General features: G+C 43.8%; 20 protein-coding genes and 1 pseudogene. 6 read left to right on the forward strand and 15 right to left on the reverse strand.

The features are described 5' to 3' along the window. Nucleotides 1-144: 144 nt before the first annotated feature. From OCU60_RS21740 to OCU60_RS21765, 6 genes are all read right to left on the reverse strand, one after another. Complete coding sequence (locus tag OCU60_RS21740; protein WP_074375135.1) at nucleotides 145-1176, reverse strand: hybrid-cluster NAD(P)-dependent oxidoreductase; 1032 nt, start codon at nucleotides 1174-1176, stop codon at nucleotides 145-147. Nucleotides 1177-1274: 98 nt separating this feature from the next. Next, nucleotides 1275-2936, reverse strand: coding sequence for a hydroxylamine reductase (gene hcp, locus OCU60_RS21745; RefSeq protein WP_074375134.1), 1662 nt, complete (start codon nucleotides 2934-2936; stop codon nucleotides 1275-1277). Nucleotides 2937-3134: 198 nt separating this feature from the next. Next, nucleotides 3135-3749: a LysE family translocator gene (locus OCU60_RS21750; RefSeq protein ID WP_074375133.1), complete on the reverse strand. Its 615-nt coding sequence runs from the start codon at nucleotides 3747-3749 to the stop codon at nucleotides 3135-3137. Nucleotides 3750-3864: 115 nt separating this feature from the next. Next, the gene (locus OCU60_RS21755) at nucleotides 3865-5181 is read right to left on the reverse strand and encodes an MATE family efflux transporter (protein WP_074375161.1); all 1317 of its coding nucleotides are present in this window, start codon (nucleotides 5179-5181) and stop codon (nucleotides 3865-3867) included. Between the two features lie 246 nt (nucleotides 5182-5427). Further along, the gene (locus tag OCU60_RS21760; protein WP_074375160.1) at nucleotides 5428-5877 is read right to left on the reverse strand and encodes a hypothetical protein; all 450 of its coding nucleotides are present in this window, start codon (nucleotides 5875-5877) and stop codon (nucleotides 5428-5430) included. A gap of 163 nt (nucleotides 5878-6040) precedes the next feature. Then, entirely contained in the window at nucleotides 6041-6556 is a 516-nt protein-coding gene (locus tag OCU60_RS21765; RefSeq protein ID WP_074375132.1) for a P-loop NTPase family protein, read from the reverse strand. A 175-nt stretch (nucleotides 6557-6731) separates the two neighbouring features. On the opposite strand from OCU60_RS21765, the pseudogene OCU60_RS21770 reads away from it, so the two are divergent. Further along, a pseudogene (locus tag OCU60_RS21770) lies at nucleotides 6732-7454 on the forward strand (IS110 family transposase); the annotation flags it as partial. A gap of 34 nt (nucleotides 7455-7488) precedes the next feature. On the opposite strand, the gene OCU60_RS21775 reads toward OCU60_RS21770, so the two are convergent. Continuing rightward, nucleotides 7489-8841 carry a radical SAM protein gene (locus OCU60_RS21775; RefSeq protein WP_074375131.1) on the reverse strand — a complete coding sequence of 451 codons (1353 nt, stop codon included), beginning with the start codon at nucleotides 8839-8841 and terminating at the stop codon, nucleotides 7489-7491. Between the two features lie 363 nt (nucleotides 8842-9204). On the opposite strand from OCU60_RS21775, the gene OCU60_RS21780 reads away from it, so the two are divergent. Then, entirely contained in the window at nucleotides 9205-9534 is a 330-nt protein-coding gene (locus OCU60_RS21780; protein ID WP_074375130.1) for a hypothetical protein, read from the forward strand. Between the two features lie 250 nt (nucleotides 9535-9784). Next, entirely contained in the window at nucleotides 9785-10009 is a 225-nt protein-coding gene (locus OCU60_RS21785; protein WP_139302185.1) for a hypothetical protein, read from the forward strand. Between the two features lie 467 nt (nucleotides 10010-10476). On the opposite strand, the gene OCU60_RS21790 is transcribed toward OCU60_RS21785, so the two are convergent. From OCU60_RS21790 to OCU60_RS21800, 3 genes are all read right to left on the reverse strand, one after another. After that, complete coding sequence (locus tag OCU60_RS21790) at nucleotides 10477-11355, reverse strand: HEPN domain-containing protein (protein ID WP_074375159.1); 879 nt, start codon at nucleotides 11353-11355, stop codon at nucleotides 10477-10479. Between the two features lie 304 nt (nucleotides 11356-11659). Then, nucleotides 11660-12223 carry a 2'-5' RNA ligase family protein gene (locus OCU60_RS21795; RefSeq protein WP_182289016.1) on the reverse strand — a complete coding sequence of 188 codons (564 nt, stop codon included), beginning with the start codon at nucleotides 12221-12223 and terminating at the stop codon, nucleotides 11660-11662. An 88-nt stretch (nucleotides 12224-12311) separates the two neighbouring features. Next, nucleotides 12312-12770 (reverse strand): HPP family protein, encoded by a 459-nt coding sequence (locus OCU60_RS21800; protein ID WP_074375126.1) that lies wholly within the window; start codon nucleotides 12768-12770, stop codon nucleotides 12312-12314. Between the two features lie 102 nt (nucleotides 12771-12872). Between OCU60_RS21800 and OCU60_RS21805 the strand changes: the two genes are divergently transcribed. The 3 genes from OCU60_RS21805 to OCU60_RS21815 all read left to right on the forward strand — a co-directional run bounded on the left by OCU60_RS21805 (nucleotide 12873) and on the right by OCU60_RS21815 (nucleotide 16464). Next, nucleotides 12873-13424, forward strand: coding sequence for a TetR/AcrR family transcriptional regulator (locus OCU60_RS21805; protein ID WP_261854750.1), 552 nt, complete (start codon nucleotides 12873-12875; stop codon nucleotides 13422-13424). Nucleotides 13425-14392: 968 nt separating this feature from the next. Next, a complete protein-coding gene (locus OCU60_RS21810) occupies nucleotides 14393-15973 on the forward strand; it encodes an S-type pyocin domain-containing protein (protein ID WP_074374307.1) in 1581 nt (526 codons plus the stop codon). Then, nucleotides 15970-16464, forward strand: a complete 495-nt coding sequence (locus tag OCU60_RS21815; RefSeq protein ID WP_074374308.1) for an ankyrin repeat domain-containing protein — start codon at nucleotides 15970-15972, stop codon at nucleotides 16462-16464. Before OCU60_RS21810 ends, OCU60_RS21815 begins: the two co-directional genes overlap by 4 nt. A gap of 549 nt (nucleotides 16465-17013) precedes the next feature. Here OCU60_RS21815 and OCU60_RS21820 read toward each other — a convergent pair. From OCU60_RS21820 to OCU60_RS21840, 5 genes are all read right to left on the reverse strand, one after another. Next, entirely contained in the window at nucleotides 17014-17214 is a 201-nt protein-coding gene (locus OCU60_RS21820; protein WP_074374309.1) for a HEPN domain-containing protein, read from the reverse strand. After that, nucleotides 17201-17857, reverse strand: coding sequence for a Qnr family pentapeptide repeat protein (locus OCU60_RS21825; protein WP_074374310.1), 657 nt, complete (start codon nucleotides 17855-17857; stop codon nucleotides 17201-17203). Before OCU60_RS21825 ends, OCU60_RS21820 begins: the two co-directional genes overlap by 14 nt. Nucleotides 17858-18208: 351 nt before the next feature. Next, nucleotides 18209-19366: an iron-containing alcohol dehydrogenase gene (locus OCU60_RS21830; protein ID WP_074374312.1), complete on the reverse strand. Its 1158-nt coding sequence runs from the start codon at nucleotides 19364-19366 to the stop codon at nucleotides 18209-18211. A 210-nt stretch (nucleotides 19367-19576) separates the two neighbouring features. Further along, nucleotides 19577-20335, reverse strand: a complete 759-nt coding sequence (locus OCU60_RS21835; protein WP_074374313.1) for an alpha/beta fold hydrolase — start codon at nucleotides 20333-20335, stop codon at nucleotides 19577-19579. A gap of 269 nt (nucleotides 20336-20604) precedes the next feature. Beyond that, nucleotides 20605-22191, reverse strand: coding sequence for a BCCT family transporter (locus OCU60_RS21840; RefSeq protein WP_074374314.1), 1587 nt, complete (start codon nucleotides 22189-22191; stop codon nucleotides 20605-20607). Between the last annotated feature and the right edge of the window lie 152 nt (nucleotides 22192-22343).

Here is a 22343-nt window from a genome sequence, read left to right on the forward strand (position 1 = left end):
GAGGTTGACTAACGCGGCCGTCAAGCAACGAATCCGCGTTTCTAATCTGCGCTGATGTTTCTAATCAACGCGAATGCTTCTAATCAACGCTGATGTTTCTAATCGACGCGAATGTCTAATCAACACCCATTTCTGAGCAAACCGTTATAGTGACACTTTCAGATCTGAACGAATCCGGCTTGAACAGGCGAGCACATAACCTGACCGGATGTCTGCTTCACTCAAGGTCTCTTGGCTGGAAAACTCAACCTGTCCCTGTTCAACCCGGCATTTACATGATCCGCAGATCCCACTGCGACAAGCAGCAATCACCGGCACACCTGCCGATTCCAAAACATCTAACAAAGCATCCCCTGCCTGCGCATCAACCGTCACACCAAAACCGGGCACTGCCACCGTCACCGGGCCGGTTTCAGTATCAGACGAAGGTGAGTCACTCGCCATCGCTGCTACACTGAATCGTTCCTGATAACAGTCCGCCATCTGAAATCCAATCTGATCAAGGTAAGTGGTGACATCCTGCATAAAGCGTTCAGGACCACACAGGTAAACCGTTCTTTCAAGGATATCCGGGCACAGTTTCAGCAGGTAATCCTGATCCAGCCGCCCTTGCATGTGCTCGCTATTCCCGGCTTGCTTGAGCAGTAACTTTAAATGAAACGATGGATGAACCGTATTCAGATGTAACAGCTCTTCATAGTAAATGGTATGGCGCACATCACGGGCAATATGAATAAATACAACATCGACGCCCTCTCGCGAAAGCCAGTCCGCAGCCATCGACATCACCGGGGTAATGCCACATCCGGCACTAATCAGTGCAACGCGTCCCCGGTGCGTACAGTCAACATTGTTAAACGCACCCTGCGGTTTCAGCAACTGCACCCGATCACCCGAACTCAGATGGTCGATAACATGATTGGAGACTTGACCGCCTTCGACACGCTTGACCGTGAACTTCATCATGGTCTGATCTGGCAATGAACTGATCGAATAGGCGCGATACGCAATTTGACCGTCAATCTCAAATCCTAAACTGGCAAACTGACCGGGCTTAAAATGAAAACGACGGGCATTCTCCGGGCAAGCCAGCACAAAACTCACGGTGTCCGGTGTTTCATGCCACTTTTCAGTACAGACTAACGCAACCGGTGTTTCTAGATCCTCAGCGATCATCGTGATACTCCCTCTTAAATGATGGTTATTGTTGAACTCAGGGGAAGAGCAAGAAGAATGCGCCTCTCGGTTCCCCGAGAGGACGCATCAATGCCAAATCATGCAGCAAGGATGGTATTCAGATCATTATCGACGGTTGTAATACTGCGCATATCAAATTCGCTTTGCAGAATCGCCATCAAATTCGGTGTCAGGAACGCAGGTGCAGACGGACCGGTATAAATCCCTCTCACTCCCAAGGCCAGCAGTGTCAGCAGAATCACAATGGCTTTCTGTTCAAACCAAGACAACACCAACGTCAACGGTAAATCATTCACACCACAGTCGAACTCATTCGCCAGCGCCAGCGCAAGTTGAATCGCGGAATAGGCGTCGTTACATTGACCGACATCCAATAACCGTGGGATCCCGTTAATATCACCGAAATCATTTTTGTTGAAACGGTATTTACCGCACGCGAGCGTCAGGATCACGCTATCTTGCGGGGCTTTTTCGGTAAACTCGGTATAGTAGCTTCTTTCTGCTTTATCACCGTCACACCCACCGACCAGGAAGAAGTGTTTGATATTGCCCAGTTTGATTTGCTCAATCACTGCGGGGGCAGCTTGCATCAACGCATTGCGACCAAATCCAATCGTGATGAAGTGTTCGATTTCATCATGACGGAAACCGTCTTGATCAAGGGCACACGCGATAACGTCACTAAAATCATCCCCTTCAATATGCTGGACACCCGGCCAGCCGACAATACTGCGGGTAAAAATCCGCTCCGCATACTGACCGACATTCGGGTTCAGCAAACAGTTCGAGGTCATGACGATCGCACCGGGGAAGTTGGCAAATTCTTTCTGCTGATTCTGCCACGCACTCCCATAGTTACCGACCAAATGCGGGTATTTTTTCAATTCCGGGTAGGCATGGGCGGGTAACATTTCACCATTGGTATAAACATTGATTCCCAATCCTTCGGTCTGTTGAAGGATTTTTTCCAGATCATGCAGGTCATGCCCGGAGACTAAAATACATTTCCCCTGCACCGGTTTCACGTTCACGATTGTCGGTTCCGGATGACCAAAGGTGTCTGTCTCCCCTTTATCGAGCATTTCCATGATCTTAAAGTTCATCAGACCGATTTCCATTGAGGTATCGAGCAAAGATTTTGCGTCTTCCGGATCGCTCCCCAACCAAGACATAATCTTGTGATATTGCGCGAACATCTCTGCATCCGTCTGACCCAGCACACGGGCATGTTCCAGATAAGCCGCAGCCCCTTTCAAGCCGTACAGACACAAGAGTCTTAAACCGATGATATCTTCATGTAATGTGCTTTGACCGCGATTCACGGCGGCGTCCGGTGCCAACGACAGCAATTCGTCACGGGTTTCCGGCAAATCAACCAATGCCGCAGTGTAAGGTGTTGGGATCTCAATATCGTGCAATACCGCCGCAGCGCGGACCCGTTCAGCCAGAGAACGACGATACTGATTCGATTCAATTGCCAGCTCGACAATTCGCTCTGGATCAAAATTCACATTGGTTAACGTTGAGAAGAATGCTTTCGGTGCCCATTGGTCAATGACCGGATCAATCACACCACAACGCCGACCGAGATTTGCCCAGAAAGACACGCCCTGAAGTGAATAGACCAAGACATCTTGAAGATCAGAGACTTCAGCCGTTTTACCACACATGCCCTGAGCATAGGCACAACCCTTTCCTGCCGGGGTTTGAATCGTCTGTTCACATTGAATACAAAACATAAGCTCGCTCCAGATATTGTTATATAAATTCATTTTCATTCCGGAGCTAAAATGGCATAAACCATGCCATTAAAAAATTATATATTTTTCATAATCTTAAAATAACGCCCTCACAATATGTAAGTCATTTTAACACGCTTATTTTGTGCATAAAGACCCATTCAAGTCAAAATGACACTTAATAAAAATTGATTTAAATCAAATATTTACCACAACTCGACAAGCCAGCGCAATCAACACCACACCGGAGATCCGATCAATCAGCACCGCTTTACGCTTTAAGCGTGTCAAAACAGCCGCACTGGAAAATAGTAACGTCAGAAAGGTATACCACAGCCCATCAACAATCAGGGGGGTCATCACCACAATCATGCGGCTCGTAACATCATGACTCAGGGTAATGAACTGGCTAAATAACGCAGTAAAAAATAAGGCAATTTTCGGATTCAACATCGAAATCATCAGCCCTTCTTTGGCCGATTGCCATACCGAAATACGCACGCCGCGCGCGACATTTGCGGCCACACCGCCCTGAGAGCGCAGCGCCTTCCAGCCCAGATAAGCCAGATAAACAGCGCCCACCAAACTAATTGCCTGAAACAACCACTGCGCTTTTTGTAAAACAATGGAAAGGCCAATGATCGTCAAAAAAGCATACATCCCGATCCCCAATGCATGGGCCCACGCGGTTGCAATTCCGTTCAGCCGACCGCCGGCCAGCGTGTGCTTAGTCACCATCGCGAGGCTCGGCCCCGGTGACATTGCACCCAGCAAACAAATGGTAAACAGTGATAACCACGCCGAAAATGCCATATGTGATGAATCCTTAATAACCAATCATTGAACAGCCCACAGGGGGTTAATCTATCACGTCGTGTGACCCCCGAATACCGCCCCTATCCACTTAAACAGACTTGAGCGATAAAGATTATGCTTCAACGCACCGTTGCCGTACCCGACCAATATACGGATAAAGAAAAGCAAAACGCCCGACATAAAACAGCGTAAATGCCAGCCACAGTCCCTGATTTCCCCAGACATCAATCGTCAGATAAATCGCCAGCAGAAAAACCAACAGGGCCATAAAGGTTGAGTTTCTGACCGGTCGAGTGGTGCCGCTCCCGGTGAAAATACCGTAGACAGTCAGACCAAACCCGGCAAGCAGTGGAAAAACGATGAGCCATGCACTGACCTGATGATACTGTGCAACGACGCTGGGAGTTTGGGTAAACAGCAGCACCTGTTGACGATGCGTAATCACCATCACCACCGCCAGTAACACAACCAGCCAGCTCGTCCACTGAAAATTCATTTTGAGCACATGTTTAAAAAGATCCAGTGATTTTTCGCCGACCGATTTGCCACTGAATACACTTGAGGCATTGGCAATGCCTTCAAACATATAGCTCATCAGGAAGGTCATCTGCATCATAATCGCATTGGCGGCTAATATATCCGCCCCCAAAGCCGAACCGAATCGTGCCATGCAGTTAAACATCGCCAGCAGACAGACCGTTCGCAACATCAGATCGGTATTGGCAGAGAGAATGGTTTTGAGCTCCTGCCAACCTATTTTTGCCAAACCAAGATAAGGAGCAAATGAAAATCCCGCCGCCCGACGCACCAAATAAAGACCAATCACAAACGTAGCGATCTGCGCCGTCAGCGTCGCAATCGCCACCCCGGCAACGCCCATGTTAAAGCTGACCACAAACAGAATATCTAACACGATATTGAGTACATTGCCGAAGATTTGGGTCAGCAATGTCTCTTTTACTTTCGCCTGCCCCATCAACCAGCCAATCAGGGTATAATTGAGCAGTACAAACGGCGCGCCCCAAATGAGGATGAAAAAGTACTGTTTGGTCTGCGCAGCAACATCCGGCTCTGGCTGAATAATCCACTCGGCACCACGCCAAATCAGGCTCTGAGCGAGTATAAAAATCACACCGACGATCCCCGCCATGACAAAAGGATGCAGTAAACTGCTTGCCTTCGCTTGCTCACTGTTTTTGCCTAACGCAATCGCACTCTGCCCCGTGGTACTGACCCGGAAAAACCCGAACAGCCAATACAGGGTATTCATTATCACCGTCCCGACCGCCACGCCACCAATCAGCGCTGCCGACCCAAGCTGACCGATAACCGCGGTATCCACCGCCCCCAGTAACGGCTGCGTCAACGTTGAAATGACAAAAGGAATCGCAATCTTTAAATAATCTTTATGAGTCAGAGAGGTGGTCATATTTCGCATCTACATCCAAGGTGTTTGAAGCATCAGTTATTTTGGGTCAGTGCCGCAATATGACCGATCAAACCGGAATCGTAAAGTCTCTTATTGCGATTTAATATTTTGGGCTGGGAGGGATGAATAATCTCTGCTCACAAGGCAACGCTGACCATCAGGCGCACCAACTTCAAACCAAGCACGCCGAGATTCATATCAAAACAACGGCGTATAACAGGCTACCTTGATGTCTTCGTTAACCCATCATACGCCCACATTTGCCTTATATTTGAATCGGTTGACAGACTCATAGCCAACAATAACTATCAGCGACATCAACAACCAAACTAACCACTTAAACCCATTTTGAACGACGACAACATGAATAGGGTTACCAATAAGAAAATCCATTAATGGTTGTCGAACAAATGCACCATGAATTGCCATTAATAATACTGAGAAAATGATTGTGGCTTTCATGCGACCAAATATTATCAACTTCTCTCTTGCTAACATGTATAGGACTGTGGCCCCAAGGCCATATTCTATTGATGTTATCAGTGCGACATACCGAACACTCCAAGAGGGTTGAATAGACATCCCCTGCATTTGCGTAGCAACCCAACTGGGCAACCACTCCGCAGATATAATATGGACAATAAAACTACTTGATGATGCAATTGCCGCAACGACTAAAAAATAGAAAATCCTCATATACTTCCTTTTAACGAATCGTGATTTGACTTGTGTGCTAACGCTTGTAATCGTCGTGAGCAACGCGACCACCTCACCTACGCATGCACCATAAACACAAAACCCAACCTTGAACTTTTCATGCCAAGCGTTGGGAATCTCTCTTAAGCTTGTTATATATGTATTATTTAGCATGCACGAAAGCAAAATCATTCAGCTCTGACACGGTTTTGATGATGTAGACATCTTTGCTTCTAGAGTACGCCATTAACTGAGATGAAAAATCATCATTCCAGAACCTAGGGCATAGCTTCAGAGTCTTATAGCTATTCAGAGAACCTTTTAATATGGCGCTGCCATCAGGCCAACCCTCAGGTTTTACAAATAACCCTTTCAGCAAGCGCTTGGTCACAAACCAGTAACTGACTGAGTATGGTAGGTCGATATAAACAAGAGTATCTGCCGCAGCTAAACGCTCATAAAAGGAACTGATGGGACCAAGCCCGTCAATGACCCATGAGTCTGAACACAGTATATCGTTGTGAGCCGCATCAAATTCTTCTCGCGCTACAAACTCGCCATTTGGTTTGTAGACCAATGAATCGAGTTGGTGAAGCGGTAAACCGCTCGCTAACGCTAATGCTTTGCTTACTGTTGATTTTCCGCTACCCGGCTTTCCAAAAACTGCTACCTTTTTCATTTAAATCCCTCCAAGAGACGCGTTCCCAAAAGGTAGAAAAAGAAAACCCACCTTCTAGGGTGGGTTAGATTTATACAAAGTATACCAAAATCCCACCATTCCTAAGGAATGATGATAATTCGATTGTTAAGTTGAACTTGATCAGATTTCATACACCCACTTTTATATAAAGGCGCTCAGTTGTCAATTTGTCTTGGTATGTTCGAAAGCCAATTTTCCTTTTGTCATCGCCAATCCGATTCACATAAAACACTTTGCCGGAGCCATCGGCCGCCGGGCTAAAACGGACAAATTAGATGCCGAGCTCATCGCTCACTATAGCGAAGCTATCCAGCCTAAGTTCACTCAGCTAAAACCAGAAATCATGCGACTTATGAGTGACTTAGTGACCCGACGTCATCAGATAATGACCATGCAGACGATGGAGAAAAACCGACTTCAATCGATTCCTAAATCATTAGCGTCAACTATTAAACATCGTCACTCTGATTAAAGTCATCCCTGAGTACCAAGCCAAAAATGAGATTTTACAGAGCGTCCCCGGCATTGGAAAAATCTGTGCGGCCTCGATTATTAGTAACGTTCCTGAACTGGGTTATATCAGCAATAAACAAGCGGCTTCACTCATCGGTGTTGCCCCCATGAGCCGTGAAAGCGGTCGCTACAAAGGTAAGCGAGTCATCCAAGAGGGCGAGCACAAGTACGCACTGTTCTGTATATGGCAATGATGTCAGCTCTGCAATCTAACCCAGTCATTAAGGCAACTTATCAACGCCTTTTAGCTGCCGGAAAACCCAAAAAAGTAGCCATTATTGCCTGCATCAGAAAGATGGTTGTCATCCTAGATTCGATGCTCAGAGACGGAAGCCAATGGGACGCTAATATGGGTAAAAATTAATTATTGACGGCATAGTCTCTTGTTATGTAAGCATTTATACTCGACTAACATCAAATGAATAATTACCCTTTTCAATTTTAATATCTTGTACAAAATCACTGTATGTATAATCACGTGAGAAATACGAAAAAGATTTTAAGTCAAAATAGTCCCTAGCAGTCATAAAGTCTCTAGAGAGTTCCTTGGATATCTTCAATGACTCTTTATGATCTATCGAAGCACTTAAATTGAAGCTAGTAACCCCAGTAAACGAATTCTCGTCACTTACACTAGCACCCAACGAGAATAAACTTTTTATAAAGTCTGATTTTTTATTATCCCAGCCAAAAGCTAAAACCGGACCTACTGAAACACCCTTTATGTAGTTTCTATGCTGCTCCAACCATTTATAGGTTTCGTCTATGGTCTTATTTGATTCACCAGCATAAAGCAAAACATTAACTTTAACATCGATTCCTGCCTCCTGAGCTTGTTCAAGAAGGTTAGATGCACGAGATAAATATCTTTCTGGTGTTTTTGACTTACCCATTTGCTTAATTTGCGTTGGGCTCGCGCTTTCTAAGCCAAGATCTAAAACTTTCATTCCTGCTTTTGCAAGTGCGGGAATTTGCTTAAGAGGGAAAGTATCCGCTCGTGATTCTGCTCGCCAAAGGTAAGTATGAGAATGAAACTCTCTTTGCTGAGTTAATTCTTCAAGCCAAGCTAATGTGGGCTTGAACATTGACGCTTCAAAATACGGAGACATTGGGTTGAGATCATCAGCTAATAATGTAGCGGATGCTTCTGAAGAAATCATCAAAGGAGATTTCAGTGGTTGCAGTTTTTCGTCTCTCTCTTGGCAAAAATCACACTTCATACCGCAACCACGAGAAACTTCAATACTAGGTTGATAAAGCTCCCTCTTATCGACAAGATCGTAGTTAAGCGGGACATAACGAGATAAATGTTCAACTTTTCTTCCAAGAAGATCTGAAATTTGATTTTCACCTAAACCATCAATGATTTTATCGACATATGGTAGTAGTTGCGCTAATTGATTAATTTCACCGTCAATAACCCAGCGCCCACCAATAACAACCTCTCTAATTTTCAACTCATTTTTTAATATTTGAGTGAAATCATTAATCCAACCAATCGCATAAAAACTTGGTATCGAAATAAATACTGGAAATTGAGTGTTCACAATTCCTAATTTTGCGCAATAGTCTGCAAATTCTCGTGGTACTGAAAAGTGTCCATGTAGTTGAATAGCTGATAAACCAGACTTTTTGATGAGTGAAGTTAAGGATAAAAGTCCATAATTCAGATAGTTATTTTTCTTATTGATTACGTTTGCATCTTTTTTTACCGTCAATTGCCCTGCGCTAATACAATAAACATCATACATCGACACTTAACTCCTATTTTTATTATTATGCTTAGGTGATTACTGTCGCTTGGTCACATAACAGTTTATTATACAGAACCACTCTATAGGAATACTTCTGTATAACTTACCGCCACTTGATGAAATTTCTATCCTAATCGCATGAAAAAACAGACAAAATGTCAGTAAAAAACATCACTACGTCAGAAATCACAGCACAACGCTGTCTAATTTGCTCACAAATGATTGACTAACATTCCCACCACCATATACATCTCGGATAAGCGCCATGTGTTGGCAAATAAGCATCTGAACACCCTACATAGCATTGAATAGGTTACTAAAAATCGCCAGAAAAAATTAACCTCAACATGACATTTTTTGATGCAGGTAGGTTTTGTACAAAATTTCAGCGTTTTAATCATCAGGAAATTGGCTTTTAAAAAATGTTTCACTCAATCCAAATCAACGACTCAACCAAGAAAACCATTCACGGAAGAATGGTTAGGCTTTTCCGGGCAGGACGCCCGTAAAAGCTGGTTCTGGACAACGTGCGACGCCGTCAAACAAAAAAGATCTTCTGGTTACGCTTGCATCTTGGCAAGAGTTACTGGCGCACAAGACACCAATGCCTCTGAAATCGAAAAACGTAATTGTGCGTCAAAATTTGGGGCCGAAGGCTGGGGAGATGAACATTGTGGCTCTGTTGTTTGAGGCGCAATGAGTTTATTAATTTCTGCGACATCTGATGCACGCGCCCCAGATACTTTTGGCGTTCCAAAAGTACCCAAAAGAACGTTTTAGTTCGTGGTCGCAGCCCGGGTCGCTTTTATTCGCTCCTGCTCACGAAAAGCTAAAAATTCATCCTTGAATTTTTACCCTGAGTGCATCGTTCAAGTCGGCTCTTAAAATGTTTCTCTCAATTCAAATAAGCCACTAAACCAAGAAAACCATTCACGGAAGAATGGTTAGGCTTTTCCGGGCAGGACGCCCGGAAAAGACGGTTCTGGACAACATGCGACGCCGTCAAACAAAAAAAGATTTTCTGGTTCGTCTTTCATCTCTGAAAGATGAACTGGCGCACAGAGCACCAATGCTTCTGAAACCGAAAAACGAGATTGTGCGTCAAAATTTGGGGCCGAAGGCTGGGGAGATGAACATTGTGGCTCTGTTGTTTGAGGCGCAATGAGTTTATTAATTTCTGCGACATCTGATGCACGCGCCCCAGTTCCTTTTGATGGATGTCAAAAGGAACCAAAAGCATCTTTTTTGGGTTCAGTACGCGTTATCAGGGTCGGATTGATTCGCATCCTGCTCAAGCAATCCTGAAAAATCGTCCTGATTTTTCACCCTGAGCCCTGTGACCAAATTGGCTTTTTGCTATGTTTCACTCAACTTAAATCAACCACTCAACAAAGAAAACCATTCACGGATGAATGGTTAGGCTTTTCCGGGCAGGACGCCCGTAAAAGCTGGTTCTGGACAACATACACATTAGCCAAATAAAAAAAGATTTTCTGGTGACTCTTGCATCTTGGCAAGAGTTACTGGCGCACAGAACACCAATATCCCTGAAACCGAAAAACTCAATTGTGCGTCAAAATTCGGTGCCAATGGCTGGGTAAATCAAAGTTAAAATACAGCGCTCAGGGGCGCTCAATCCCCAATCTTATCCCGACAAACCCGCTCCGTTAACTCCTGCAAACGCTGCACTTCACCTGCCAGATAATTAAGCTCTTCTTCAGTGATTTCGTAATATTCAGAGTAACGCGCTTCGATATAAGCCCGTTGTAGGCGGCGGAAGCTGCGACGGTGCAATTTGCTGTCGAGCGGGAAAATCGTCGCAAAATCAGGGGCGATTTGTGAACACAGTTTACCCAGCTTTTCAATATCGTGAGATTTGGGTAAGTAATTGGTGCAGACGAGTAACGTTCCAGCAAGAAACCGTTCTGTCGATTGATGCAATTCAAATGCAGACTTTTTGAGTTTGCCTCGATTTTTATCAAAATGATAAGTCACCAGAAAATCCGAAGCACTCTCAAACCACTGCTCATAATGCTTACGGGCGATTTCCCGTTTTTCTGCCTCGGTTAAATCACCCGGCTCTGCCAGTGGTTTCGGTGTGGCGGCAAACAGCTCAATCCCTTCTTCGCGAATATCCCGAAAAAAATAATGCCCCTGTTGCAGTCGATTATTCACTTCGTTTAAATCATGCACAATCAAACCCAGCGGAGCAGAGGTGACTTTACGGTCAATCTGCTCTTTGGCACGTTGCCAGACGACATCTTCCTCAACCATTGCCGCTTTATTGACAATCACCAGAATATCGTAGTCACTGATATAACCATTAACCGGATCCTTGACCCAATTCCCCTTAGCATGGCTGCCAAACAGGATGATTTTCAGAATACGGAATTCACTCTTACTCCCCGCTTTACCTTGCAGATAATCGTCTAACGTGTCGCGCAGAATAGTTGAGATCGTCGCCAGCTCACGCTGTTTATATTCGGGCAGATGGTCAAGTGCTGTTTTCATAATCGCGGCATAGGGTTGGTGGTAGATGAATGGCGTTAGCATAAAAGAAGGGGCTGACAAAGAACACCACCAACTCTCATTTTGCGCATATTGCTGATTAAAATGCGATTCAATTCAAAGCTGTAGCGAGTTCTAGCCATTCACAACCTTTTGGTATTAAACGCTGTGAAGGCTGAGTGTGTCTAACGTCGCCCTTGGAGATGGCCCCAATATGGCATTAAAATACAAAACGCCCGATGAAATACATCCGGCGTTCATCTCATAGTGACAACCTATGTTAGGACAAGTCACACCTTTATGTTAATCATGAGAGCGGGAGTCCACTTATCTTGTATGGGCGTTCTAAAGGGATTTCCTCTAACTTTCTCAGTATATTTGTGTCAAAGTCAAATTCAACTACCTGCAACTTAGAAATTCTACCGCTAATACAAAAGTCTTGATTATTCCAGAACTGCACCATGCCTTGACATTCTCTGGAACTCTCATCATTCCCTACACCAACATGGGGTATAAAGTCGATATCTAATCTTAGATTGTCTGCCAATAGCCCGCTGTATAGAGAATCATGCAATTTGATTAGATGACTGAACCCCTCATCCGGAACAAGAAAAGCATGATGATAATTATTGAACGCATCCTTATTGATAGTCGCGCACCTAATCTTGAAGTCAAAAGGTAGAAAGCTTCTACTTTTTTCAATAACCTCTCGTTTAAATGCCTCGATTGAAACATTAAAAACGGGGAACACCAGCGTAAAATGCGGTTCTACTACGTGATAAAATAGAACATCGTTCTCAGCCCTAAAAGACTGAATTAAATCATAGTCATCACCTGAAAACTCAGGAACAGCAATAACTAAAAGTGCCATATTTCCTCCGAACACATAACGCCGTAGCTACCAAAACCAACCGCATACCAAAAATGCCGGATGTTGCGAATCCCTCTTGAGGAGCTTGTTAGAACTCTGATTTTAAACTGTATTGTTGAGCTTTTTGAAGACCTTTACTCATCAAAACTATCACGACAGAGCCAATCAAGACAGGCGTAACTAAGAATGACCAACCATGGCCTGCCAACATAATTAGAATTGGATTCGCTCCTGCCGGTGGATGCGTTGTTTTAGATACCAACATACATGTAATACCTAACCCTGTCGCAACAGCCAAACTCATCGGTGTTACACCTACATACTGGGAAAACACTATACCAATACTGGCTGTGACCAAATGACCAAAAATTACATTTTTGGGTTGAGCAAGTGGGCTCTGTGGCAAACCAAAAACTAGCACTGCTGTTGCCCCAAATGGAGCCATTACCAAAGCTGCACTTTCCACATTAGCTTCTACCATCAAGAGAAGACCAAGAGTAATTGAAGCCCCAACTCCTGCTACTAAAGCAGACACATAATGATTCATATAAACCTCACGATTAAAAGTAGAACAATCTGTCTACTTTTGATTGTAGACAGATCGGTCTACCTTTGTCAATATACGCAAAACCGACTTTGAGGTGTCTTTATGAGTAAGAAACGAGACTTACTATTAAGTACAGCATTAGAACTTTTTTATCGACACGGTATTAATTCCATTGGAATTAATGAAGTAATCAAGGTTTCTGGTGTGGCGAAGAAGACGCTATACAGCCACTTCAACAGCAAAGAAGATTTGGTACTCAGGGCTTTAGAGAAAAGACACCTTACCTTTATGCAATGGTTAGAAGCTAAACTTGAAAACACAACCAATAATAGTGAGTTGATTGACACACTATTTCATTCTTTAAAGGGTTGGTTTGACGGTGATGAGCCTGAACTAGGCCATTTTAACGGATGTTTCTTTATAAACACTTCTGCGGAATTCCATGACGCTAAAAGTGAAATATCTAGCTATTGTAGCTTCCACAAAGCACAAGTACGCCAGTTAATACAAAGCAAGCTAAGTGGGGATTCAGAAGATTTGCTCAATGCGATATGTTTACTAAAAGAAGGGGCAATCACAACAGCTTATATGACAGGCGCAAGTTCTGAAGTAATAGAGAACAGTGTGAAGATCTTACGCCGTCTTGAGTGCTAACGTTGGAGTTCAGGGCCTCGCCCTGGAAGTCCGCTGCAACGATGTGTTATAATCGGTTTTTTTAATAAGTAAAATTTCAATTAATTTTAATAAAATCATTTAGTTATAATTAGCGTTAAATAATCCAAGGATGAATTTTTAGCTTTTCGTGAGCAGGAGCGAATAAAAGCGACCCTGATCATGTGCGCTGAACTTAAACTCAAGCACTTTTGGGGACTTTTGCTGCTGGGCAAAAGTCTCTGGGGCGCGTGCATCAGATGTCGCAGAAATTAATAAACTCATTGCGCACCAAATCACGGCGCCTCAATTTTCAACCTTCCCAGCCTCCGGCCCCAAATTGTGACGCACAATTACGTTCTGCGGTTTCAGAAGCATTGGCGTTCTGTGCGCCAGTAACTCTTGCCAAGATGCAAGAGTAACCAGAAAATCTTTTTTGTTTGGCTGAGTTGCGCGTTGTCCAGAACCAGCTTTTACGGGCGTCCTGCCCGAAAAAGCCTAACCATTCTTCCTTGAATGGTTTTCTTGGTTGAGTGGTTGATTTGAATAAAGTGAAACATTGAATCAACAAAGCTCAATTGATCGATGCTCTCAGGGTGAAAAATCATGGAAGATTTTTCAGGATTGCCTGAGCAGGATGCGAATCAATCCGACCCTGATTCGGTGCGTTGAACTCAAAAAGATGCTTTTGGTTACTTTTGACATTTATCAAAAGTAACTGGGGCGCATTCGGAGATGGTAATGAAATCGAGGAAAGCCATTGCGTCCCAAACCACAACCTAATGATAATAAGCAGAATTTACCCCGTCTTCCTCGTTACCCCTATTCCAAAAATAACCATTCCCCATCAAACCCCCAAATTTAAACATGTTTTATAAATCCATTTGAGTATAATTATTAATTCATGTGAAAACAACTTTATCAATAAGCATCCATCAATAAAACAATTACGGCTCAGCCAACAACGTCAAATGAACTATCAAACCATTCAAATCTACAACCTGATGCGTTATGAATTTGCTCAGGTTGAAGGGGATTTTTCATCCTTGAACGAATCGGATATCAAATCCGTGACGCCTTCCGGAATGCGCTTTGCTGATTTTCTCGAACAGCTTCGCAGCGGCCATCAAGTCTTACTCACTGATACACCATCCATCCCTTTATTGATTCGGGATCGGGATGAATGGGGTAATCAATACTGGCGAGTCAATCCCGAGGTTGAGCCTCAGCTCGACGGGCTGGCATACAAGGCCTACACCGCACGGGCTGAGCTGGTCAATCATGGCATTGGTTCATCTTACGCCGGCTGTGTTAACGCCTCTGTCTATACCGAGCCTTATGTTGAACGCAATCAAGTGAAACTCACTTTAGCGCAGCGGCTGGCAAAACAGCGTCAGGAACGAATACAGGAATTAGATAACATTCAACTGCCCCCATCATCATGGCAAGACACGTTTAACAAACCTGCGCCTAAACCACAACAGGTGTTTGCCAAATCATCACTTGTCCCTTGTGACTCCTGTGATATCGGCACCGAGCAAGAATCACTGACGGATATAGGTCAGATTGCCGCTTATGGCGCTGTAGCAATGAATAACACAACAGCACTCACCGGAGAGGCGACATTTGTTGAAGCGAGTGGCTCGGCACTTAAATCCTTGAGTGGATTTGCGCTGCGGGCTGCGAAAGTCGGTCTCTCACCAGCGACAGCCGCGCTTGCACTGTTTATGCCGACGAAGGTAGCAGACAGCACCCTATATCATGCGGAAGACTTGCGTCACATGGCGGTTGCCAATACCAATATTCGTTTAGGTTTTAACCCGTCCGAGCAGATTTACGGCTATCACGTCAAAGGGGCGGAAATTCCGGTTCGCCATGTCAAACAAGTGGGAGAGAAATTTGTGGTTGCGCTGGAAAGCGACCACACCCTTGAGTGGGTGCCGATACAGCCGGAAGACAAAGAAAGTCATCTCACCACGACGCCAATCCCAGCGGTGGACAGTTACCATATTTGGATACACCCAGAGCGTGGTGAGGCAGAATTAGCAGGGACAAATGAGCCGTACACCACCCCGATTCATCCGGCCGATTCAAAGGATTATATTCTCACCTTCCCGGCTGAAAGCGGTATTCCACCATTGTATGTGGTATATAGTCATCAAGTGCGTCAACCGAATGGTCAGTTTGGTGCGAGTAAATACCCCAAACCGGAGCTAAACCGAACATCTCTTCGGGCTGAGACCAAAAGACAGATTGAAGCCAATGCAAGAAAACTGAATGGTCAGTTTGTTGATGAAGACGATAATGTGATTACAGATTGGCACTATGGACATAGGGAAGGTATGGAAAACCGACGGATACTCAGAGCGGCTGACCAGATAGGTATGACTCAGGAAGAACTGAATGATTTTGTGAATTCACACCCTGACTATTTCCTGATTGAGGATGCCAAGACCAACCTTAGTCATGTCAATGAGAAACCGGGCAGTGATGAATTAAACAAAATTCTTGGTGATATGAAGCGATTTTTAAAAGAAAGGAAGACTCAATGAGTTATGAATTGTATGAAGCTATCGTAGATGGTGAAATTGAAACAGCCAAACAATTAGTTGCCAATGGTGAAGATATTCACCATGTTACAGCTAATGATAAATGGTCATACCTACATCAGGTTGCAGATACAAAGCAGACTCCGCCGGAATCCTTTCAGTATCTGATTGACCAAGGGCTGGATGTCAACGCAATTGATAGCTATGGCTATACGCCACTGATTTATGCCGTTCGTCAACGCAACGTTGAGGGGATGTGGCTTTTGTTGGAAAACGGTGCAGATAAGCTGATTGAGCACCGTAGTGAAAGAGGAGTTAATGCCCTGAAAATGTCTCTTCATGAAAAACCGTTTGTATATGATGTTATCAAACTATTGCTTGATTTTGGTGCTGATCCTGATGCTAAAACAGAAAAGGGAAAATCAGTCCGAGAGCTTGTTAACTTACTTGATGATATGGATCCTAAGATTATTGAATTAGTCAGTCATTACTAAATAAAGCCCAATCATAAGTAAAGCTATTGTTTAAAACGAAACCGATTCAGAGCCGCATGATGTCGTGGCTCTTTTTGTATCAGCCCTTTTCCTGCAAAATCAGGGCTTGCAAAGATAGTCAATATGTTTAAAAATCAAGCAAATCTTAAATTAGGCACTTCATTGTTGTTCATGTAAGTCTATGATTATTCAAAACAATTGCGTGTAGCAATGCGTGTATAAAATCGGTTTTTTTAATAAGCAAAATTTTAATAAAATCATTTGGTTATAAACAAAAATAAAAAATCGTCCTGATTTTTCACCCTGAGTCCTGTGACCAAATTGGCTTTTTGCTATGTTTCACTCAATTCAAATCAACCACTCAACCAAGAAAACCATTCACGGATGAATGGTTAGGCTTTTCCGGGCAGGACGCCCGTAAAAGCAGGTTCTGAACAACGTGCGACCAAGCCAAACAAAAAAAGATTTTCTGGTTCGTCTTTCATCTCTGAAAGATGAACTGGCGCACAGAGCACCAATGTTCCTGAAATCGAGAAACTAAATTGTGCGTCAAATTTTGGAGCCAATGGCTGGGGAAATCGTCGCAAAATCAGAGTCGATTTGTGAGCAAAGTTTACCCAGCTTTTCGATATCGTGAGATTTGGGTAAGTAATTGGTGCAAACGAGTCGTGTTCCGGCAAAAAATTGTTCTGTCGATTGATGAAGACGAAAAGCCGCTTGTTTCAGCCATTGTCGGTTAATCAGGAACAATGACCAAACCTAATTGTTCGAGTAGTTGCTCTTGCTGCCAAGAACATATTTTTACACCGGTAAGGTCAACCTTTCGGGGATCTAAGCCATAAAGCTCAGAGTGGCTTAAATCACAACCCTGCACTCTGAATTGCTCCCAACAGCCTTCAGAAAAAACACATCGACTTAAATCTGACTCTTTGAACGAAGCCTCTCTGAGGTTTGCACCAATCCATCGATTTTCGAATAAATCGCATTTTTCTATTACTTGTTTCTCAAAATTTGCGTAAGACAAATTACACCCCGTGATATATGCAGCACAGAAGTACATTTTGTTCGACACCCGATTGACAAAGCTGACTTGACTAAAGTTCGCACCTTTAAGATCACAGTCTCTCAGTTCAATACCAAAGCAATTTGCACCACAAAAATACGACATTGAAAGCCGACAATTTTTAAACGCAGCATCACGGAGATCTGAATAAGAAAAATCACACCCTTCCAATTCACCTTGCTCGATAAAAGTACAGTCAGTGAACTGTGTATCGCGAAGGTTTGCTCGTTTAAAACTGCAACGTGTAAACGTGCAATTGGTAAAGACATGTTCACTCAAGTCTTGATGGGAAAAGTCTGTTTGAATATATGACTGATTCATTTTACCCATGTGCTATCTCCAAAAACGATTTGATTTGAAGATAACCATTTACCTGAAACTTCTCAACAAAAACAAAACAATAAAAAACAACAGGTTAACCCCCCCTAATTTAGCAAAAATAAGGCATCAAACTGACATTTTAAAGGGGTTGATTTTTAAATATCGAATGTGGGTAGCCAGAAAAAAGTTTTAGCGCATCTGGTTGATTTTAGAGAAAGCACATCACGCACAATCCGTAGATAAAAATATCCGTAGACAAAAACATCCACAGACAAAAACATCCACAGACAAAAACATCCACAGACAAAAAAACAGCCCAGTCATGTTCTCATCACTGGGCTGTTTTGATTCACTGTAGGATTACAGCGCTAATTTCAATATTGCTGCGGCATCTTGCGGCGTAATATCCTGGTGCTCTCCGAGCGCAAGCAGACCGTGGGCTGTCAGTTTTTCTTCCACTGCCGGAATATCTTTCTCACTCAGGTTGTAGTCAGAAAGTCGGGTTGGATTCCCCATCTGCGTGAAGAAGGCTTCGGTTTTCTGAATTGCCTGCTCAATCTGCTCATCTTCCGTACCCGATGTAATATTGAGTACGCGTTGTGCATACTGCAACAATTTGCCTTTTTTCTGCTCTTTTTTGTAACGCCATAACGCAGGCATCACAATCGCCAGTGTCTGAGCGTGGTCGAGACCATACAGTGCGGTCAGTTCATGACCAATTGCATGGGTTGACCAGTCTGACGGTACACCGTTTTTCAACGTACCGTTGAGCGCCATTGTCGCTGTCCACATCAGATTGGCGCGCACTTCATAATCTTCAGGCGTCGCCAGCGCTGCCGGGCCGTCTTCTAGCAGATTGGTCAACAGGCTTTCAGCAAAGCGGTCAGAGACTTTCGCGTTGACCGGATACGTCATGTACTGCTCCATAATGTGAGCAAAACTATCAACGGCACCATTGGCGATTTGTCGGGTCGGCAACGTATACGTGGTTTGTGGATCGAGAATTGAGAATAGCGGCAGCACAAAATCAGAGCCAAAGGCTAATTTATCCTGTGTTTCTGCCCGAGTGATCACACTGTTTCCGTTCATCTCAGAGCCGGTCGCTGGCAACGTCAGCACGCAACCCAAAGGCAAAGCACGCTTCACACAAGCACCACCGGTGGTAATGATGTCCCAGTAATCACCGTCATAACACGCAGCAGCGGCAATAAGCTTACTGCCATCAATCACCGAACCACCACCAACAGCCAGAATGACATCGATCTGCTCTTGTTTCGCAACCGCAACAGCTTTGATCAGGGTTTCGTAATGCGGGTTGGGTTCAATGCCCCCGAACTCGACAACAGAACATTCCTGAAGCGCATCGAGCACTTGCTCATAGACACCGTTCGCTTTAATGCTCCCGCCACCGTAAGTCAGCAAAACGCGACTATTGGGCGCGATTTCTTCTTTCAGTGCAGCAATCTGACCTTTACCAAAGTGAATTTTGGTTGGACTAAAATAAGTAAAGTTATTCATACGATCTCCTGATGCTAACTCGATATGAAACAGATGAATTATAAATTGTCCGAAATTCTAACATTATTGAGAGCGGATTGTTATCAGTCTGCCACAAACAGTGTTCTGCTCTACAGACGCTACAGATGATTATTTGATTATCGTACCGAGGTGTTTTGTCGACAAAAATGCCAAGTGTTGCGAATCATGCTTAAATGCTTGTATGGGTTATTAAATAGATTCTTCAATGACTAACGCCAACCCTTCCGGATTTTCCCATGCCATTGAATGTCCCGCATTCGTTACAACTGCAACGTTAATATTATTGCGAACCAATTCATCATAATCTGGATCCGGTAAGCTTTCACTTCCATAAATGTATGTTTTATCAGCATCCAGTGAATAATAGATTTGGCGCCAACTTGGTGTTTGACCGTTTATCAGAGACACGGCATTTCGATGAATGGCTATCGGTGAACTGTTTAATAGCCCTGTAGCCCATTCAGTATTACCACTTGAAACACTCTCTTGAAGAATATTCGCATAACCAAATTCTATAAAATCACTTTCACTATAACTTGCGATTTGTTTACTGAAGAATCCACCACCTGAATCAAGATTTGCCTCACTTAGAATAATCGCCTTAACTTTATCTTTTATGCGATTAGCGAGTGCAATCGATACCGCGCCACCCATACTGTGACCAAAAATTACAATATTATCTATGCTCAAATAATTTAATAATTCTTCGAGATATTTAGCATGATTAGCGATTGTATAATCAAACAATTCAGGTTTATCACTGTATCCAGAGCCGATTAAATCAACAAGTATGCGTCTATGGTTCACTAAACCACCCATTGAAACGACTTGTGGGTAATCAAATGAAGAGGCACATCCAAGACCGTGAATGAAAATAATTGGTATGTCGTGACCAGAAAGGTCGTGATATCGAAGAATGACATCATTTTCAAGTTTAAAGGCTTTCATTTTGCTACTGAACCATCCTTAGTTGCGCTAATTGCTCTGAATAATAGCACGACAACTGTATATAACAACAGGTTACCAATATACTCCGTTGCAGGTGGTGGAAACCGCGGCGATGGGATGAAGGTGAGCCATTGGTGCAAACAAGTCGCGTGCAGGAGGCAAGCTTTTCTGCGGATTGATGTCATTCAAATGCAGAATTTTTGAGTGATTAGACAATTAAAAAGACCAGCTCAGGCTGGTCTTTTTGAGCGGATAAACGTGATCCAAAACTACTTAGAATAGAGGTGAAGTTCGGTTCGAAGTCCCCTGACTAAGCTAACGCACATCAATAGCAATATGAAGTTAAATGGCAGCGCTGTTGTCACCACGCCGGATTGCAATGCTTGCAAGGCGTCAGTACCGCCAACCCATAGCATCATCGCGGCAATCGCTCCCTCAATTGATGCCCAGAAAATACGCTGCGGTACTGGTGCGTCGATTTTTCCTCCCGCAGTGATACTATCGATAACCAACGAGCCGGAGTCTGATGATGTGATAAAGAAAATCAAAATGAGAGCAATCGACACGACAGAAATAATGTGCCCGAATGGGAGTTGATCGTAAACTTGGAACAAGGTAAGAGAAATATTTGTTAATCCATTCGTACCTAATTCACCCACTTTATTGATCACTTGACTAAGCGCTATACCGCCAAAAATCCCCATCCAAACAATGGTCATCAAGGTCGGAATAAAAACGACTGAAAATAAGAACTCACGAACCGTACGGCCTTTAGACACGCGCGCGATAAACATACCGACGAATGGTGACCATGAAATCCACCATGCCCAGTAGAACACTGTCCAGCCGTGCATCCATGTTTCATCTTCTCGCCCATATGGGTTACTCAGTGGGATAATATTTTTAATATAGGCAATGAACGTCTCGGGTACGGAGGTAATCGCGATATCAAAGCAAACCACCGTGATGAAGACGAGGAGTATGAAAGCGAATATCATATTGATATTACTCAGTACTTTCACCCCACCATCAATCCCGCGAATCACTGAAATGATTGCAATCAGCGTCACAAAAACAATGACCGTCAATTGCATACCAAACCCGCCGTCGGTACCAAAGACGTAGTTGATACCGCTAGTTGCTTGCTGAGCACCAAGCCCCAAAGACGTTGCCAGACCAAATAGCGTGGCCAATACAGCCATAATATCGATAATGTGACCCAGCCAGCCCCAAGCTCTATCCCCAAAAATCGGATAAAACACAGAACGTATAGACAGTGGCAAACCTTTATTGAACGCAAAAAAAGACAAGGCGAGAGCAACGATCGCATAGATGGCCCAGCCATGGATTCCCCAATGGAAAATCGTCGCCCCCAGAGCAAGGGATTTCGCTTCTGGTGTCATCGGTTCGACATTGAGTGGTGTTCCCCACCAATCAGTGAAGTAGGCGGTGGGTTCTGCCACGCCCCAAAACATGAGACCAATCCCCATCCCCGCCGCAAAGAGCATCGCAAGCCAAGAACTACGGGAGTGATCTGCGACAGCGTCCTTACCCCCGATACGGATTTTCCCTAGCGGGGACAACATAATAACGAGAGTAAAGACCACAAAAAAGTTTGCCGACCACATAAAAAACGTATCGAACTCTTCAATAATACCGTTTTTTATCGCGTTCAATGTCTCTTTAGCAGCGCTTGGTTCAATAAAAAGCACTGAACCTAGAAATAATAAAACGAGTGCAGCACTGATGCCAAAAACGGGGTTGTGTATATCGAACCCCCACTTTTGTATATTGTCCTGACCAACCTGATAATCCGTCGTATCTATACTGTATCTCTTAAATGCATCTTCATCCATAATAATGCCTTAATCGTTAGTTCTCTATGTCTTTCAAAAGCGAAAAATTAGTAAAAATTGTAAAAAAAAAGCAGTAATTGTTTAGTGCTCTAATTTTATTTTAGGTGATATTAACAGTATAACTATCTATTTTGCAATGAATCTGTCTCGAG

Origin of the sequence: Vibrio spartinae (assembly GCF_024347135.1) — a bacterium.
Classification (GTDB): Bacteria; Pseudomonadota; Gammaproteobacteria; order Enterobacterales; family Vibrionaceae; genus Vibrio; species Vibrio spartinae.